This window comes from Pelosinus sp. UFO1 (genome assembly GCF_000725345.1).
Classification (GTDB): Bacteria; Bacillota; Negativicutes; order DSM-13327; family DSM-13327; genus Pelosinus.
This window is the reverse complement of the sequence record NZ_CP008852.1, coordinates 418,562-436,456: the sequence shown is the minus strand read 5'-3', so window position 1 is coordinate 436,456 and position 17,895 is coordinate 418,562. Positions and strand designations below refer to the sequence as shown.

General features: G+C 38.5%; 16 protein-coding genes. 1 reads left to right on the top strand and 15 read right to left on the bottom strand.

Translation table 11 applies throughout. The features are described 5' to 3' along the window. Window positions 1-59: 59 nt before the first annotated feature. From UFO1_RS01820 to UFO1_RS01780, 9 genes are all read right to left on the bottom strand, one after another. Window positions 60-1,028, bottom strand: a complete 969-nt coding sequence (locus UFO1_RS01820; RefSeq protein WP_038667176.1) for a phosphoglycerate dehydrogenase — start codon at window positions 1,026-1,028, stop codon at window positions 60-62. 112 nt (window positions 1,029-1,140) lie between these two features. Beyond that, entirely contained in the window at window positions 1,141-1,788 is a 648-nt protein-coding gene (locus UFO1_RS01815; RefSeq protein WP_038667174.1) for a bifunctional 4-hydroxy-2-oxoglutarate aldolase/2-dehydro-3-deoxy-phosphogluconate aldolase, read from the bottom strand. Window positions 1,789-1,813: 25 nt separating this feature from the next. Continuing rightward, window positions 1,814-3,208 (bottom strand): PTS galactitol transporter subunit IIC, encoded by a 1,395-nt coding sequence (locus UFO1_RS01810; RefSeq protein WP_038667172.1) that lies wholly within the window; start codon window positions 3,206-3,208, stop codon window positions 1,814-1,816. A gap of 15 nt (window positions 3,209-3,223) precedes the next feature. Then, the gene (locus tag UFO1_RS01805; RefSeq protein WP_038667170.1) at window positions 3,224-3,520 is read right to left on the bottom strand and encodes a PTS sugar transporter subunit IIB; all 297 of its coding nucleotides are present in this window, start codon (window positions 3,518-3,520) and stop codon (window positions 3,224-3,226) included. Window positions 3,521-3,552: 32 nt separating this feature from the next. Next, window positions 3,553-5,190: a dihydroxy-acid dehydratase gene (ilvD, locus tag UFO1_RS01800; RefSeq protein ID WP_038667168.1), complete on the bottom strand. Its 1,638-nt coding sequence runs from the start codon at window positions 5,188-5,190 to the stop codon at window positions 3,553-3,555. 2 nt (window positions 5,191-5,192) lie between these two features. Continuing rightward, on the bottom strand, window positions 5,193-5,672 hold the full coding sequence (locus tag UFO1_RS01795) for a PTS sugar transporter subunit IIA (protein ID WP_038667166.1): 480 nt from the start codon (window positions 5,670-5,672) through the stop codon (window positions 5,193-5,195). A gap of 58 nt (window positions 5,673-5,730) precedes the next feature. Next, a complete protein-coding gene (locus UFO1_RS01790) occupies window positions 5,731-7,842 on the bottom strand; it encodes a BglG family transcription antiterminator (protein ID WP_038667163.1) in 2,112 nt (703 codons plus the stop codon). Between the two features lie 293 nt (window positions 7,843-8,135). Further along, window positions 8,136-9,503, bottom strand: coding sequence for an NAD(P)-dependent oxidoreductase (locus UFO1_RS01785; RefSeq protein WP_038667161.1), 1,368 nt, complete (start codon window positions 9,501-9,503; stop codon window positions 8,136-8,138). Window positions 9,504-9,603: 100 nt separating this feature from the next. Further along, window positions 9,604-10,551 carry an AEC family transporter gene (locus UFO1_RS01780; protein ID WP_038667159.1) on the bottom strand — a complete coding sequence of 316 codons (948 nt, stop codon included), beginning with the start codon at window positions 10,549-10,551 and terminating at the stop codon, window positions 9,604-9,606. A gap of 288 nt (window positions 10,552-10,839) precedes the next feature. Between UFO1_RS01780 and UFO1_RS01775 the strand changes: the two genes are divergently transcribed. Continuing rightward, window positions 10,840-11,505 carry a hypothetical protein gene (locus UFO1_RS01775; RefSeq protein WP_038667157.1) on the top strand — a complete coding sequence of 222 codons (666 nt, stop codon included), beginning with the start codon at window positions 10,840-10,842 and terminating at the stop codon, window positions 11,503-11,505. Between the two features lie 183 nt (window positions 11,506-11,688). Here the strand turns inward: UFO1_RS01775 and UFO1_RS01770 are convergent, their stop codons facing one another. The 6 genes from UFO1_RS01770 to UFO1_RS01745 all read right to left on the bottom strand — a co-directional run bounded on the left by UFO1_RS01770 (window position 11,689) and on the right by UFO1_RS01745 (window position 17,284). Next, entirely contained in the window at window positions 11,689-11,913 is a 225-nt protein-coding gene (locus UFO1_RS01770) for a DUF2164 domain-containing protein (protein WP_038667155.1), read from the bottom strand. A gap of 67 nt (window positions 11,914-11,980) precedes the next feature. Next, window positions 11,981-12,745: a serine hydrolase gene (locus UFO1_RS01765; RefSeq protein WP_038667153.1), complete on the bottom strand. Its 765-nt coding sequence runs from the start codon at window positions 12,743-12,745 to the stop codon at window positions 11,981-11,983. 99 nt (window positions 12,746-12,844) lie between these two features. Next, a complete protein-coding gene (locus UFO1_RS01760) occupies window positions 12,845-13,366 on the bottom strand; it encodes a dihydrofolate reductase (RefSeq protein WP_038667151.1) in 522 nt (173 codons plus the stop codon). A 186-nt stretch (window positions 13,367-13,552) separates the two neighbouring features. Beyond that, on the bottom strand, window positions 13,553-14,509 hold the full coding sequence (locus UFO1_RS01755; RefSeq protein ID WP_038667149.1) for a 2-hydroxyacid dehydrogenase: 957 nt from the start codon (window positions 14,507-14,509) through the stop codon (window positions 13,553-13,555). Between the two features lie 85 nt (window positions 14,510-14,594). Continuing rightward, window positions 14,595-16,001: a PLP-dependent aminotransferase family protein gene (locus tag UFO1_RS01750; RefSeq protein WP_038667147.1), complete on the bottom strand. Its 1,407-nt coding sequence runs from the start codon at window positions 15,999-16,001 to the stop codon at window positions 14,595-14,597. A gap of 101 nt (window positions 16,002-16,102) precedes the next feature. Next, window positions 16,103-17,284, bottom strand: coding sequence for an MFS transporter (locus UFO1_RS01745; protein WP_038667144.1), 1,182 nt, complete (start codon window positions 17,282-17,284; stop codon window positions 16,103-16,105). Window positions 17,285-17,895 lie beyond the last annotated feature (611 nt).

Genomic DNA, 17,895 nt, shown 5'->3' with positions numbered 1-17,895 from the left:
TCTACTATTCAGCGTACTAATAAATCGACCACAACCTCAGGTAGCTTCATCCTCTTAATTTAACATAGATTAACCTCATTGATTCTATTAGGAGGGGTACGAGTTTCTAATACTGCAATTACATTATTTACGGCGGTATTTCCCATGCGAATATTTGACTCATAGCAAGTTCCACCTAAGTGGGGAGACAATATAACATTTTCTAAACTAAATATAGGATGTAGCTGGGGAGGCTCAAAATCATATACATCTACACCATATCCACGGATACGGCCATCAAGTAATGCTTTATGCAACGTTTCGTACTCTACCAGCTGACTACGGGCTGTATTAATAAGAATAGCTCCAGGTTTAAGTAAACCTAAATGGCGCTGATCAAGAATATTTCTTGTTTTTTTAGTTAACGGTAGATGAAGACTGATAAAGTCGGATTGTTGTAATAATTCCTCAAGTCCAACATATTTAATTCCTATTTTCTTTGCTTCCAATCGCTCCACACAGTCGAAACCTAAAATCTTCATATTATATCCTGTTGCACGATAAGCCGCAGCTAAACCTATTTTCCCAACACCGATAATACCAATCGTTTTTCCCCAAAGACCTACTCCCATCGGCTTTAGCCAATTCCCCTCTTTCGTTGCTTTATTTGCGATATATAATCCACGTGATAACATGTGGAGTAATCCGAAAGCCAAATCAGCTACCTCATGGCTATTTACCCCTGGAGCATTTGTCACTACTACACCACATTCGGTCGCCGTCTTACTGTCGATAGCATCTACACCCACACCATGTTTAGCAATTACCTTTAATTTCGGACAGGATCGAATCATTGCACTCGTCACTTTATCATTACCTACAATTAAAGCATCTGCGTCCTGAGCAATATTTATCATTTCACCTTCCGTCAAAGGTCTACCGTAAGAGTTGGTGATAACTTCACAGCCTATAGCTTTTAAACGATTTAAAGGCTCAGGGTCAGCTTTTGCAAATGTAACTGCTGTAACAACAACCTTCCACTTGTACACGATCATTCCTCCATTTATTTTTCTAGTTAATAACAAGAAGGACTTGGCATCTGCCAAGTCCCCAGACGTCGGCAAATGCCTAAGTCTTCTTCTCGAATAAAATAAATCTTGCTTATAAATCTCTATTTTTCGCAGAATAAACAGCAGTAACAATCTCCTTGGCTTTAAGCGTTACCGCGTCCCAATCCCCCCGTGCTGCAGCTGCAAAATCAACGAGTTGACCTCCAGCACCAACAGCCATCGCACCAGCTTTTATAAACTCTACAGCGTTATCTTTGTTCACACCGCCAACCGCCATAGTTGCTATCTGTGGTAATGGACCACGAAGTTCCCGAAAATAGTTAGCACCTAAAGATGATGCTGGGAAAATTTTTACCATTTCACATCCTAAGTCATAGGCTCGTACAATTTCTGATGGCGTCATAACACCAATTACTGCGGGAATTTTGGCCTGGCAGCAAACGGCTAATGTTTCCTCTGCCAGATGTGGCGTTAGCACAAAAGTCGCACCAGCCTTAATAGCAGCATGAGCATCTTCTCCTGTCATGACGGTCCCAGCTCCAATAGGTAGTTTTTCACCAATTGCTTCCTTGAGTGCCGCGATGCCCTGGAGAGCCCCTTCACTATTTAAGGTTATCTCAATTGCACCTACGCCAGCCTCTTCCAATGCTTGTCCGAGGGGTACGAGTATGCTAGGATCAACACCGCGCAGAATGGCTACAACACCAATTTCAGCAACATGTTCCAATACTGCATGCATGAAATCACCCTCCCTTTTTCAGTTTTTAACCTTGAATATTCTTTATACCAGCATAAGTGTTTTCTTCTTCCGTTTCCATTAATTGAACTGCTTTGCGAGCTTGTGATTTTGCTACTAGCAGGAAGAGTCCAAAAACAACAGCCGAAATGATTACACCACTCAAAACGAAAGACAACGTTTGCATAATTGCATAGGTGACAAATAAAGAGCCACCTGAGAATGAGGCAACACCGATAGCCCCTTCAGGAATTTTGCCTCCAACGGATAAAAATATTTTTGTCAAAACAGGTGAGGTTACAGTACCACACAACAATATTTGTACGAGTACAACCGCACCAATCAGCAAGGTACGAAATACGTTGCCATTAACCAGCGCCACAACGAAAGCAATCCGGAAAGGGATTACCGTAATATCAGCAAAGGGAAGCATTTGATTACCTGGTAAAATAGCAGCCAGTACCAATACGAAAGGTGTCAAGAGTAGTGCCGCTGTTAAAACGGAAGGGTGGCCAATTGATATGGCAGAATCAAGTCCTAAGAAGATCTCTCGACCACCCATATGTTTGTGGAGAAACTCTTGGCTGGCTTCTTGTATCGGCATTAAGCCTTCCATTAAAATAGCAACTACCTTAGGTAAAATGATCATCACTGCAGCTAGGTTCATGGCTAAATTTAAAGAATCTTTCATGGAATATTTGGCCATAAATCCAATGCCCATACCGATAATTACAGCAAGTACTGCCGGCTCTCCAAACACACCAAGGTATTTTTTAACCGAACTAAAATTACCACGAATATCTCTCACAACTGGAATACGGTCTAGTAATTCGTTCATTGGCGCTGCAATAAGACACTCGGATATAGAAGACAACGTAGGCATGGTAATTCCTGGTAGACCATAGAATTTTTGCAGGAATGGTGCTGCCCAATCCGCAAGTAACCAAGTAATTAAAGACGCTAGCAGCATGCCGACAAAACCAAGATACACATTATCTGTCGCGAAATAAGTGAGTACACCGACGGTTATCAAATGGTGGTAGTTCCAAATATCAACCATTAACGTTTTTGTAACACGAAAATAAAGTAATACAAAATTAAATAGTAGTAATAGTGGAATGCCAATAGCTCCCATAGGAGTGGCCCAAATAGCCGCCGCGACAGCGCCCCAACCTACATCCATAATATCTAATTTAATTCCTGAATTTTTTGATAGTGCCTTCATTGCTGGCCCTAAATTATCACCCATAAAACCGACAACCATCTTGATACCGATAAGGGCAATAGCAATAAAAATAGCTGCGCGTATGGCTTTTCCTGGTTTAGTTCCTAAGGCCAAAGCAAACAAAAAGATGAAACACGGGAGTACAATATTAGGTCCAAAATCGAATATCGCCTTAAAGTAACTTCCAATTAACTCCATTTCACATTCCCCTTTTTAATTTTTTTGTATATGTTGTTTGATTTGTTCTAATGTTTCTGGTAAACCCATGCCAGTGAGAAAAGGAAGCCCCTTAATTAGCAGCGGTTTGTTTGCTATTTCTGGAAGCGCTGCCCCCATTGCCATTAAGACAATTACATCCACTTTATCAGCATAGGAAGCTAATTCTCCGATTTTGGCCTGAATTACTTCACAGCGAACATGGGCACCTGCCATATAATCCTGAATTTTCTTACAAGCCACCGTAGAAGTCGCTACCCCATTGCCACATAATACTAATACTCTTTTTGCCATTACAGAATCCCCCTAACTATAATTTTTACTATTTATAGTCCCCAGATTGCTCCTTTGACGGTTGGGCCAACCTGCTTGCTATACCTAAGCAGTAAATTTGAACCAGTATCTTTCACCAACGCTTGCCAGTTTAAGCTCCGACGTTTCAATTCCATAGGATCCACATTTAAATTAACGGTGCCTTCCTTAAGACTAATAGTAATTTCATCACCATCTTTAATTAAAGCAATGGGCCCTCCTTCTGCTGCTTCAGGACACAAATAACCAATACTTAAGCCTGCACTGGCCCCGGAAAAACGGCCATCTGTTATTAACGCCGTATTGGGAACTCCTTTTAGCACCTCGGTGACCCTATGCAATTCTCGCATACCAGGACCGCCTTTAGGCCCTTCATAACGGACAACCACTACTTGACCAGGTTTAATTTTATTTTCATGCAAGGCATTGTGGCACGCTTCCTCACTTTCAAATACAATGGCTGGTCCACTAAATATATGTTGCTCTTCTGGTACAGCAGAAGCTTTGACCAATGCTCCACATGGTGCCAGCGAACCATAAAGTACTTGAACCCCACCAGTTGGGGCAAGAGGTTTATCAAAAGCCTTAATCACATCTCGATCCCCCTCAGAAGCTCCACGAGCAACATCGCCAATGGTTATCCCGCCTACGGTTTTTGCTTCCATTTTAAGCAGAGGTTGAAGTTCCTTAAGTACAGAAGGTAAACCACCAGCACGATATAAATCGTATACTGTCTGATTACCATTTGGCACAAGCGCTGACAATAGCGGAGTCTTATCACTCACTTCAGCAAAACTATCCCATGATAAAGAGATCCCTGCCTCAGCGGCGATAGCTGGAAGATGAAGAAAGGCATTCAATGAGCCACCTAAAGCATTTAGCACCACCAGCGCATTATAAAATGCATCCGTTGTTGCAATATCCCTTGGTCTGATACCTTGTTTAATCATCTCCATTACTGCCATACCAGATTTTTCAGCAGAAAATCGACGAAGGCTGGTTGGTGCGGGGAGTACGCTGCTACCTGGCAACATCAGTCCTATTGCCTCACAGAGAACCGCCATCGTGTTGGCAGTACCAAAAAAGGGACATACTCCTGGTCCAGAATAATACTGGAGCGATCCTTCAATTAGTTGGCGCTCTGTTATTTCACCTGCTAGAAACCTAGTACGTAATTTTTTTGAATCGGATGGCTTACATTCTGGCACAGAAGTGCCAGCAGTGACTATCACAGATGGAAGATTGATGCGTAAAGCTGCCTGCATCATGCCTGGAATAATCTTGTCGCAAGAGCCTAATAAGACCATCCCATCAAACACACCATGGCCGAGAACCATTACTTCTACAGAGTCGGCGATAATGTCACGATGTGGCAATGTATATCTCATACCAAGATGCCCTTGGCTGATACCATCACACATACCAATAGTATTAAATTCAACGGGCTCCCCACCCGCTGCCCGTATACCGTTCTTAACAGCTTCAGCCAACTTCAGTAAAGGCTCATGACCAGGACATACTTCATTCCAGCTATTCGCAACAGCAATTAAAGGCTTTCCGTCCAGTGCATCTAAAGAGATTCCTGCAGACGCAAGATGAACTTTGGCTATGGCCCTTTGGTAGGGTTCTAAACGATCAATTGCGCGTTCCATTCTTAATGAACCTCCTTTAGTTTTAAATACTGTTGTAAAATCTTTTCGATTTCTTTTGAGTCCGTAGCTCCCAGTAAATTTTCTAAAACTTCAGGGTTCTGAAAGGTCTCAACTAGATTTTGTAACAAATCGACTTGCGCATGAGGCTCCTTCATTGCTAATAAAAAAACGATGCTAACCTCCAGCTTATTACCTGGATCACCCATATTACCAAAAGTTACTGGATGAGCTAAAGTCGCTACAGCAATCGCTGGTCTATTCACATGCTCCACATCCGTATGTGGAATAGCTACATTAATATTACCAAGGGGAAGACCTGTCGGAAATATTCCCTCTCGCTTTATAACCGCTGGTACATAAGAATTTTTTACATAACCAAAATCATGTAATTTATTACCAAGAGATTGGATTATTTCTTGAAAACTTGCAGCCACTAACTGCGATACTATTAAATCTGCTGACAAAACTTGGTTGCCACTCATATCTGTAAATCTCCTACCCTTCTTTTCCCAATCACAAATGAACCGGGAAATTTCATATTTAAATTGTCTTGGTATCAGACCAGGACAGAAGTACTTGAGTTATTTTTTCGATATCATTCTCACTACGAAGGTATGCTACTTTCTCCGGACTACTGAGAATATTAGTTAATTCTAGCAGTGCAATAACATGAGCAGAATGATCTACTGCTGCCAGAGCAAATATTATATCTACTGGATCATTATCCTGTGATCCAAAAGAAACGGGTTCTCTTAGTCGAATAAAGCTGAAGCCAGATTTTTTTACTCCGCAATCAATATCTGCGTGAGGCAGGGCAACGCCCTTCCAAAAAACAATATAAGGTCCCATCTTATCTACTACGTCAATCATTGCTTGCGTATATGCATGTTCAATATAGCCCTCTTGATACAATACATTTCCGGCCTGGTAAATAGCATCTCGCCAACTCTGAGCAGGCACATCCAGTCTAATATTCGCGGCAGGTAATAACTGATATAAAGACGGCGGATTGGAACTTATTTGTGCTTCTTCTAAAGAAGCATTCAGCATGTTGTCTAACTCACGGCGTAATTGAGGATAGTCCTGAATGCTGCAGTATTTTTCAATAACTTTAACAATATCATCAACGGAAGAGGTCTCTTTTGCTTTATCCATGTGATTTTCTAATAATGCAATATCATGGGGAGGCAGTAGAGGATTAACAATTAGTATAGGTACATGTACGGGAGTAATCGGTACCGTAGATACGATAATGTCTACCTGGCGGCTTTCTAATAGCATTTGAACTTGACGGCAAGGTGCTACACCGACAATTTTTATATCAAATAAAGATTGTAGACGGGAAGAAAGTAAATTAGCGGTTCCCTTACCTGTCGCACAAATGACAAGAACTGATGGCCGATTTTTTTTACTGTTCCTCATTTTTTCAAGAGCAGCACTAAAATGAACCGTTAGATAGCTGATTTCTTCATCTAATAGCTGGCCACCAATATAATTTTCCAAAGATTTTATATGTTTTTTCACTGATTCAAACAATATAGGGTAACTAGACCTGACTTCATCCAAATATGGGTTTTCCAAGCTTAGTCCATATTTTACTCTGTACAGTGTAGGGCGTACTTCTTCCAGGAGTCCTTCAAATAATTGATGATCTTCTGTCAAATCATAAGGTAAATCCTGGCTTACATGCGCAATTAGATTACAGACTAACATCTGCATTTCAGTTCCACTTTCTTGTTCTTCTACTGTTGAAGATGCAACATTACTTCCTAAAATATATTCAGTAAAAAGGCTGACTTCATCAATAGGAATCGATACATCAAATCTTTCTTCTAAAAGAGAAATGGTGGTAAGTGCAATAGCAAATGTACGTGAATTCTGCAGAACTCCTAGCTCTGACTGACCAACAATAATATCACGTCCGCCTTTGATTCTATGAATAGAAACAATCAGGTAAATTACCAACCCACTAAATGCTACATCTGAAAATATAACCTGCAACTCTTTTTCTAATTGTCTAATATAAGTTTGCAGGAAGGATATATCAATGTCCTCCAACCAATTTTTAAATAACTGCTTGTCGCCCCAATTGGTTTCCGCTGTTGTAATCCATTCCAACATAGACGGTAAAGACAAATTTTTACGCAGAAGTTCTACAACAGCCTGGCGGAATTCTCTTTCTGGTCCTACAATTTTGATCCCATACTTAGGAATTGATCGTAATTCTAAATGCCGTACTTCTAACCATTCACGTACCTTCTGCAAATCCTTTATTACCGTTCCTCGACTAACATATAAAATAGTAGCTAGGTCATTAATTCTAATATAATCTTTAACATATAATAATTCCGCCAAAATTCTCTGCAGCCGTTCACTAGATGACATCACGTACTGATATAATCCCAAATGTTGAAACAATCTTAATAGCTTATGTTTCTCTTCTAATGATTCTACAAACTTCACGCCCCCGTTTTGTTTGCGAATCAGTAGCGATAGATTGTTAAAGTGCAAAAAATCATCCACTACATCCAAGTCATAACGGATGGTACGGTCACTAACATGAAAACGTTGAGCCAAATCTCGAATCCGAACCCAACCTTCGTTTTCTAAAATATCAAGAAGCACACTACAACGGCGTTCATTTAGTAACATAACTTTCACCTACTTCCATATTTATTTTACTTTATTATTTGAATAATCAGAAGTTTAACATCTTTCACTAACATTATGGCAAAAATGAACTAATAGAGTGCTAATCAAAGAATCCGTTCTACACTAAATCACATTTTAGCAACAAGTTATGCAGTACTATTTTTATAGGAATTGTCAACTTAATGTAGAGTTAATATTATCTAAAAAGAAGGGACTGTGTTGAAATAACATTTCAATACAGTCCCTTCAGATGTAGCGATTCTTAGGCTTCTAGAAGAATTTTTTACTATCTTTTAGCAATTCTCAATTAGTTTCTTTGCTTCCACATATTGAGCGATCCCTGCTGCTAATTTTTTAGCTTCTTTCATTGCTAACACTACAGTGGCAGGTTCATGCACAACATCTCCCCCTGCAAAAACACCTTTACGAGTTGTCATACCATAAGGGCGATCACGGGTAACTACATATCCATTGGCATTAACATCAATTCCTTGAGTAGTGGATACGATTCGAGCCGCTGGACGTTGGCCGATTGCAGGAACAATTTTATCGGCCTCAATCACTTCTCTTTTTCCTGTTCCGTAGACCTTTCCTTCTCCATCAATTTCCTGAACTTCATATTCTAGCCCGATAACCTGATCTGTTCCTAGAATCGAAGTAGGACTTGATAGCCACTTAAATTCCACCCCTTCTGCTTTTGCCGCTTCATACTCAGAATGTAAGGCTGTAATGTCATTCTCCGTGCGACGATAGACAACGGTAACCTTAGCAGCTCCCAAACGCACTGCGGTACGGGCAGCATCCATGGCTACATTTCCGGCCCCAATGACTACTACTCGATCATGAGGGTTCACAGGAATTTCTTTTTCATCAATTTTTTCTGTTCGAATTAAGGTCACCATTCTAAGTAGATACGTTGCCTGTATCACGCCCACTAAATCTTTCCCCGGAATATCAATTATTTTGGGCAGTACAGTACCTGTCCCAATGAAGATCGCATCAAAACCTTCTGCAAATAATTCGTCTACAGTAAGATCCTGTCCAACTAAAACATTCGTCTTGATCGTAACTCCTAGTTCTTCAATTCTTTTAATTTCTCGACGGACAATTTCCTTCCCTAAACGAAATTCAGGAATTCCATACATTAAGACTCCACCCGGTTCCTCTTGTGATTCAAAGATAATAACTTCAAAGCCCAGCTTGGCAAGATCTCCAGCCACAGTCAATCCAGCTGGACCAGAACCAATTACTGCAATCTTACCGTTTACCAAAGAAGCGCACTTAGGTCTATCTATACTCATTTCCGCATCAAAATCAGCAATAAAGCGTTCCAGTTTACCGATCTGAATTCCGCAATTCTTTTTATTAAGAATGCAGGCACCTTCACATTGTTTTTCGTGTGGGCAAACCCGCCCGCAAACGGCAGGGAGATTACTGCGGCGTGCAATTATAGTACTGGCTTCCCCAATATTACCTTTTGCTAGCGCTAAAATAAAGCTGGGAATTTCATTTTCAATAGGGCAGCCAGCACGGCACAGTGGCTTCGGGCAATTTAAACATCGCTTAGCCTCAGCAATTGCCTCTTTCGTTGTAAAACCCTCATCTATTTCATTAAAGGAGAGCCTTTCCTTTGCAAAATTTGTCTGCTTATCAATTAACATATATATCGTCTCCCTTATCACAAATTAAAACGTTCCCCTTATTATACTAGTAAATCGATTTTTTCTAAAGGTTTACTCCAGTAATGTATAAATACTTCTCTTACAACGCTAACCCTAAAAATAATACGGGATAAACAACTAATAAAAATACGATTGTTGTTATGATAAAGGAAGCTATCGAGATATGAATATTAAGATGATATATTCGTGAAGTAATAACAGCGTTTACAGCCGTCGGCATACAAGATAAAACCAATATGGTATTGATCATTTTTTCTTCAGACATCACCATTCTTGCCATTCCATAAATTAGTAGAGGAGTAAATACAAATTTTATTAAGGTTATATCTTTAATACTATGATAATGCTCTTTTAATTTGGCAAAATCAATCGAATAGCCAACTGGGATTAGAGCGGTCCAGGCTCCAACATGAATTAAAATTTCAGCGAAGCCACCTAGCATTTGCGGTCTTGGTATCCCTATTATTTGTAGTACGACCCCGCACAATATACCAACAATCGCTAATTGGTTGCGGCTGAATAAAACAGATTTGATTGATACTGCCTTAACCTCAACTCTACTTTGAGAACGTTGATAATAATACTGAGCCAAAGGATAACAAAACATAAACATTAAAATATATTGAAATAAAACTACCAGCTGTTGATAAGCATACCCAGTTTCACCATATAGCAGAAATATACATAGCCCGCCAATCGTTCCCAAATTTGATAAAATAGCAGACATTACGTAACTTCCCCTATCTAGATCACTAGTATACTTATACTCAGCAACAAAGTAAGCAATGATTCCTGGAATAATGCCCATTAAGAGTCCCATCATGGGTAACCAAATTAGTCCATAATTAAGAGGTAAAATCCAAAAACTCAGACAAGATAAGGCGGGATAAATCACAAGGATGTTGTTTAAAATCATTTTGTTAAAAACCGATTCTGGAACTATCTTTTGGAATCGGCAAAAATAACCGATTGTTAACGGTGCTAATAAATCAACAATAAATAGAAGCAGTTTCATTTTTATATCCATAGGTCAGTATGACTCACCATCTTTCAATTGCTTTATCTTGTTCATTTCAACTCCTATAATTCATTATCCTCTCCCAAATCGACAAAGAATTTCCTCCACCCAAATAATCTACAATTTATAAATAACAAATTTAGAGAGCTACATTAACCCGCAAGAGACTGGCCAGTCTCTATTTGTCACAATATTTTTTTATGGTAAAATAAGCAATAGCCATTTTGAGCCCTGTAAAAGCAACTTTTGCAACTACAAATGTGGTGTATAAACAAGGAAACATACTAAGGAGGAAACATGCGCAAATTAATCGCTGCATTAACACTAACAACGGGACTCATCATGATAGCAGATAATACCTTTGCCTCTCCTACAACAGAGTTTGAAAAAGGAGCCACGACTTTAGAAATCGGAAGCACCCTCAATTCTAAAGTGAGTGGTAGAGGAAAAGTTCCAGCCGATGTAACTGGTAAGTTTGGTTTTAAGGCTGCAGTGACCACTGGTTTAAACGACCATTTAGCAGTCCAGTACAAACAAGGACTCTTCGTATCGAAAGACTCTACTATATTGACAAAGACAACATATGCTGAATCGAAACCTCGTGATCTTAATTTACTATACAAGGTAAATCCGAACCTTACTTTTATTGCAGGTTATGAAAACACTAAAATATCCTATGGTAACTACGTGGATCCTGCCTCTAAGTCGGCTTTGCATTTTGGCCTGACTGGGACGCAACAGCTAAGTGATAAATATACCCTATTTGCAACTTTACTCACTGGTAAAGATGTATCGTTAAAAGAAGTAGGCATTAGCTATAAGATGTCAAAATCTTCGACATTCAATCTTTCTTATGCAGAACGTGAAGTTAACAATGTCGACCTCAAAGCACTATCAGTAATTAGTGGCAAAGAAAACTACACTATGAAAGGTATCTCTTGTCTCTTTGCCTTTAAACTGTAAACAAATAACAGCTTTTCACCCATAAAATGACCTCCTACTTGTAGCCATTCTTCTACAAGTAGGAGGTCATTGCTTATCCTAAAGACTTTATTTATGTAACGTTATGACTTCAAGGTTTGAATTAGTTATAGCTTTGACACTTACTATCTTCCTTCAAGTACATAATAACAATGTCTAGATTTTTCACTTCTCAAGACCATATAAATCTTCAATCTTTTCGCTCATAAAAGTATGCGCGTCTCTGATGCCTTGATTATAAATAGCTGCACCTACTTTTTCAATCATTACATCGAGTAATAGCTCAGCAGCTAGCTGCCCAATCTCTTCTTCTCGCTTTTCCAAAAAATATTTCTTAATTTCATCAAGGGCTTGCTTCCTTAATTCTTTTGACAAATTAATTGGTGTCATATTATATTAACCCCTTATCTAAAATATAAATTCCCGCGTGATACCTCTGCGTGAGTCCGAGGTAAACTTATTTCCTTCTTAATGCATTATAAAGCTTTGCTGATTCGGTCGCGATGAAATTACTAGAATACTCATGATCTGGTGTAACAGTATAGAAGCTGATTAGTATGGGATCATGACCATCTTCTATTACGCCAACGTCACAAAGAACATCGTCTAATTCTCCTACCTTGTGGAAGACTTTCGTTAGCATATAACGAGGAATCTCCTCATGGAAGATAGTATTTGCTAGTTCACCCTTTAATACTTCACTCTTATCTCTTGGCAAATATTTATTTCTATAGATGTTTTCAAAGACCTTTGCCATTTCATATGGGGTCGTCACACTATGATATTGATATTTAGTAAAGGCAGCTTCGCTATGTATTTGTGTCTGACGAAGACGGAGATCCTTTGTTACTTTACTTAAAGCATCTGCTTTATTTGTTTTAATCTCATTTAATAACTCATAGAAAGACCCATTATCACTAATCGTCATCATTAATTCAATATCTCGGTCGTATGTACTGGCCTTATCTGCATCTGCTTTAGGATAAAGATATTTATACGTTGCTAAAGCAACGACTAATTTGCTAGTCGAAGCCGTAGGAAAAATATCATCTTGACTAAACTCAATCGTATTTCCAGTATTCAAATTCTTGGCAAAAACTCCAACTCTCCCACTGAACCCTTTGAGATCTTTCTTAATTTCTTTTTCAAGAGCAGAAGCTGCGAAAACGTTTGTCGTGAACAGAGTTAGCATAACTACAAGTATAACAATTTTTTTATTCATTTAGCACCTCATTAAGTAACATTTCCCTTTATATTGTAACATAACAGTTCTTCTTTATCTGCCAAACAACAAAAGGGAATATATCCCACATTCAATTTCTTATGTTACTTCTTCAGTAGGCCAACTCTTCCTAACTTTATTTTCATAGACTATAAAGCGATAGTTTATATCCTTATAATTTTGTAAACTACTTTCCTCAACCAACTTCCAATCTGGGAGAGCATCTAAATTGGGGAAAGATTTATTTGCTACATAGCTTTTATCAATTTTAGTAACATATGCCTCTGAACAATATGCTATGAGTTGCTCATATATAGATTCTCCTCCTATTACAAAAATCTCCTCAGAGCTATACTTCTTCACTTCCTTAAACAGTGCGGTTAGAGAATTACATACTATCATTCCCTCGCAATTAGTAACGCGGCTTTTTGTTAATACAATATTAATTCGATCCTGAAGGGGTCTACCACCAGGTAGAGATTCAAAAGTAGCTCTTCCCATTACGACTACTTTTCCAATTGTTTTTTCTTTAAAGTATTTCATATCTGCTGGGATGATCTCCAGTAATTTTCCCTCGTAGCCAATAGCCCAATTTTGATCAACTGCTACAATTAATTTCATACAACCTCCAGAAAACATTCAATCTCATAAGAAAAGACTTGGCTTAGGCCAAGTCCTCAGACGCAGGCAGAAGCCTTAGTCGTTCTTACTTGGAATCAAGGAAGTGTTATACTTTCTGATTCCGTAAAATAAACAGTAATCCTTAGTTGGTATTACCCTTCTAAAGATTACTGTGGTGATAGTTACTTAATTTACAACGTTAATTGGTTTTCCTTGAAGAAATGCTGCCACGTTATCCGCCATGAGTTCAAGCAATCTCTGCCTAGATTCTAAACGTCTCCACCCTATATGAGGTGTCAGAATGACGTTATCCATGGAAAATAAGGGATTATTTAATTCTGGTGGTTCTGGATCCTGCACATCAAGAGCTGCACCGGCAATTTCCCCTTGCTCTAACGCTTCAATTAAATCCGTTTCTTTGATGATTGCCCCTCGGGACGTATTGATAATATAGGAAGTAGGCTTCATTAATTGTAATCGATCTTTATTAATAAGATGTTTGGTGTCAGGGGTAAGAGGACAATGAAGACTAACAAAATCACTTTGTTTCAGAAGTTCCTCAAGAGAAACATTTTGGATCTTGGGATTATCCCAAGGCTTCGGAGTGCGGTTGTAGACAAGAATATTCATTCCCAAAGCCAAGGCAATGTTCATTACTTCCCTACCAATGGCACCTGCACCAACAATTCCAAGGTTTTTTCCCTGTAGCTCGAAATGTGGATACTGCAAATGTTTTGTAAAATTATCAAAATTTTTCTTTTGGAGCATAATCTGCTGCTGAATCAAGGAAGAACTTAAATTCAATATAAAGGTAATTACCAACTGAGCGACAGCTTCTGTACTATAACTAGGAACGTTTAAGACAATGATCCCTTTTTCCTTGGCGGCTGCAATATCAATATTATTATAGCCAGTGCCTGCTTCACAGATGAGTTTTACAGAAGGAGGAAATTTTGAAATCAAATCCCTTCCTACGGGCAACTCCTTAGTAATTACAATATTTTGATCCTTCACCCGTTCTAGAATTTCTTCATTACTACTTGCATCGTATTTTGTAATCGTAGTGAGTTTCGCTAATGAAGAAAAATCAAGTTTGTTATCAAAATCCAATTTTGCTACATTCAGAAAGACTGTGTTCTTCATGGTTACCCCCTGTTTTTGGAATATTATAACTATAAGTATATTTATGCATTAGAAAACTGTCAACACTTATCAAGACCTTCAATACTTACTGTGCTGAAAACCATGCATTCCTTAATAAATTAATTCCATTCTTCATCTCTTCTGCCGGAATTTTAGAAAAGTATAATAATACTTGTGGTAATTTTTCAGGTGAGCGTTCCAAATAATAATCCTGGACAGGAGCTACACGACAACCTTTTTCAAGCGCTTTTTGTGCTAACATTTTCGCCGGTAATTCAGATTTCAAACTGAGTAGGATGTGAAGTCCAGATTCGTTCTCATTTACCTCTACCTTATCACCTAAAATCGCTTTAATTTCAGCCAAAAACAATCTTCTTTTTTCATGATACAGTTTGCGAAGGCGCCGTATTTGCCTTTCCAAGTGACCATCTGCCATATAATGAGCAAGGGCCAGCTGTTCAATTGTAGAAGCAGTTTGGTTGTATAAAGATGCTTTCTTTTGATAAATTTCTAAAAATTCTTCAGGTAATACCATATAACTAATGCGTATAGAAGGTGGAATTATCTTTGACAACGACCCTAAATATACAACCTTGCCTCTTTGATCGAGCCCCTTTAAGGCAGGTATCGGGCGACCAAAATAGCGAAACTCACTATCATAGTCATCTTCAATAATTATACCCATTTTTTCTTCCGCCCAATTTAACAACTGGCTTCTTTTCGCTATGGGCATAATATAGCCAGTAGGAAATTGGTGTGATGGACTTACATAAACAAGTTTTTCACCGCTACTAACTAGCTGTTCCATATCAATACCATCTTTTTGCATGGGTATTGGGGCAATTTGAAAGGAATGATCTGCAAAAATCCGTCTGCCATTTTTAAACCCTGGTTCTTCAAAAGCGATACTTGAATGTTCTAGTTGCAAAATGCTGCAAAGCACACTCAAGAGACTTTGTACACCTGCGCCGATTATAATTTGTTCTTTGTGAGCCTGTACGCCCCGTGATTTTTGAATATATTTTGCTATTTCTCTGCGCAATTCGTCTTCGCCTTTTATATCCCCATAACCAAAAAGACGCTCCTTCTGCAAAAAAGCTTTATTAATATATCCTTTCCATAAAGCAAAATTAAACCCCTCTTTATCCATATCGCCACTTGCAAAATCATAACAAATCTTATTGTGCTCTATATCTAGCTGATTATCCTGGCTTCGGATGGAAGGAGTCGGTGTTTTCAAAACAATTCCTTCAAATTTCTTCACAGTATATCTAGAACGATCATAATTCTCAATATAACCTTCACTCATAAGCTGTTGGTATGCTTTTTCAACCGTTATTTTGCTAATCGAGAGATCTTTTGCTAGCCCTCGTATGGACGGCATTTTTTCGCCTTCCTTTAGACGATTGCTTTCAATTGCCGCCTTAAAATGTTTATAAAGTTGTAAATATAAAGGGGTTTTGCTATTTGCATTAAGTATAATTAAATTCATAATTCCTCCAAGTCATGCCTATTATCAAAATAACCCTCTCCATAGATAATAAAAATTCTGCAACGTTTTTAAACTAACGTTGCAGTTTTTTTACTGCAATACTAAGCCGTCTTTTTCCTTGAAAGTTTGAATAGGACAAGTAAACCGAGTAGAATCAATACGCTACCCGTAAAAAGAAAAACAGGCTTAATCCCAAACCAAGAGCTAATAAATCCACCCAATATTGGCCCAACCATCGAGCCCATTTGATTTGCCGGTGTAGTAAGACCAAAAATACGTCCTTGAAAGGCCTTATCGGTAGAATTAACAGCAATGGTATTGATGGCAGGATACACACCGACTATAAATAAGCCAAAAATAAATTGTAAAACACTAAAGCTATATATACTACCAGCAAAAAATTGCCCCATATTAAATACACCAGCACCAATAAAAGCAAACACCAATATATTCAAGAATCCTCTTCGCTGACCAACCTTTCCCCATGACGGGGCGGCTATGGCACCGGCAATCCCTGCTAAGCTATAAACAATACCTGCCGTTAATGCAACTCCTTCCATATTCCCTTGGAGCTCTGCTACGTAGAGAGATATCAAAGGTTGAAGCATCATACTAACCATTTGTACACTAAACAAAAGTAGTAACATTTCTACTAATTTACGATTATGAAATGCCCGTTTTAGGTCGTCGGTAATACTCCCCTCACTTGGCGGATTATTATTTTCTGGTTCTGTTACCAACATACCTACACCAATCGTTCCCAAAAAGATAATCCCTGCTGCAATAACAAAGGATAAACGCATGCCAAAAAGATGGGATAACCCACCACCTGCCAACGGGCCTAAAATCCCACCAATTAATAATGCAGTTTGCATAAAACCTAAACTAAAGCCCATTTTATCCTTTGGCGTCGATGAAGCAACAATCGCCATAGACGCGGGAACAAAGCCATTTGCAAAACCTTGCAGAATTCTAACAACTAATAAGTCGATTGGATTTCTAACGAATGCACCTAAGAAATATACCACTGACAGACTAAAACCTGCCCGCATGATCATACGCCTTTTGCCCGTCTTATCTGCACATCGCCCCCAATAAGGTGCCATTAATCCGGCAACTAAAAAAGAAACAGAGAATATAACCCCAGACCACATATTCACTTCATTCTGACTTACCCCAATATCTAAAAGATATAGAGGCAAAAACGGAATCACCATTGTATAACTTGACCCCGATAACATAACTGCTATTGATAAAACCCACAGATTTCTACGCCAATTCAATAATAACGTCCCCCAAACCACTTTTATATAAAGAAGACTTGATTCAGATGGAGTTTTAACTCCGTCTGAATCTTAGTCGCACTTATCCAGGGACTTAGCCGCTCTTAACTCCCACTTATATAAGTGAGCCTTGGATTCGAAAATCCTTAGAGCGAACTTACTTCGAGTTTACAGACTGTTATCCTAACCAGAGGGCAGGATATTACAGGCTGTTAACGAGATGAAGATGGGAGTCTTAGAGCGGTTTAGTCATCGGATAAATTCTAATAAAGAGCTGCCTATTTTTTAAACTATATCACAAAGAAGATTGCGATTCCAGTGACCCATGCCCTTTTTTCTATTACTATAATCATTTGGGATTAAAATTACATGTTAATTTATTCTGAATTTAATGAATTTTCTATAAAAATACTTTATTATTAGAATTTATTATGATATACTGAAATTTTATGAATTTTTTCAATTATAAAGAAAATAACAGCAAATCTTATCTATTTGAACAAAATACGTCTTAATGTTGTCAGAGTGTTCTTGTAACGATTTGATAATTTTTATGGAAACAGATAAACTAGGAATTGCCTTATACATGTGAATTATCTAACGCATCTTCC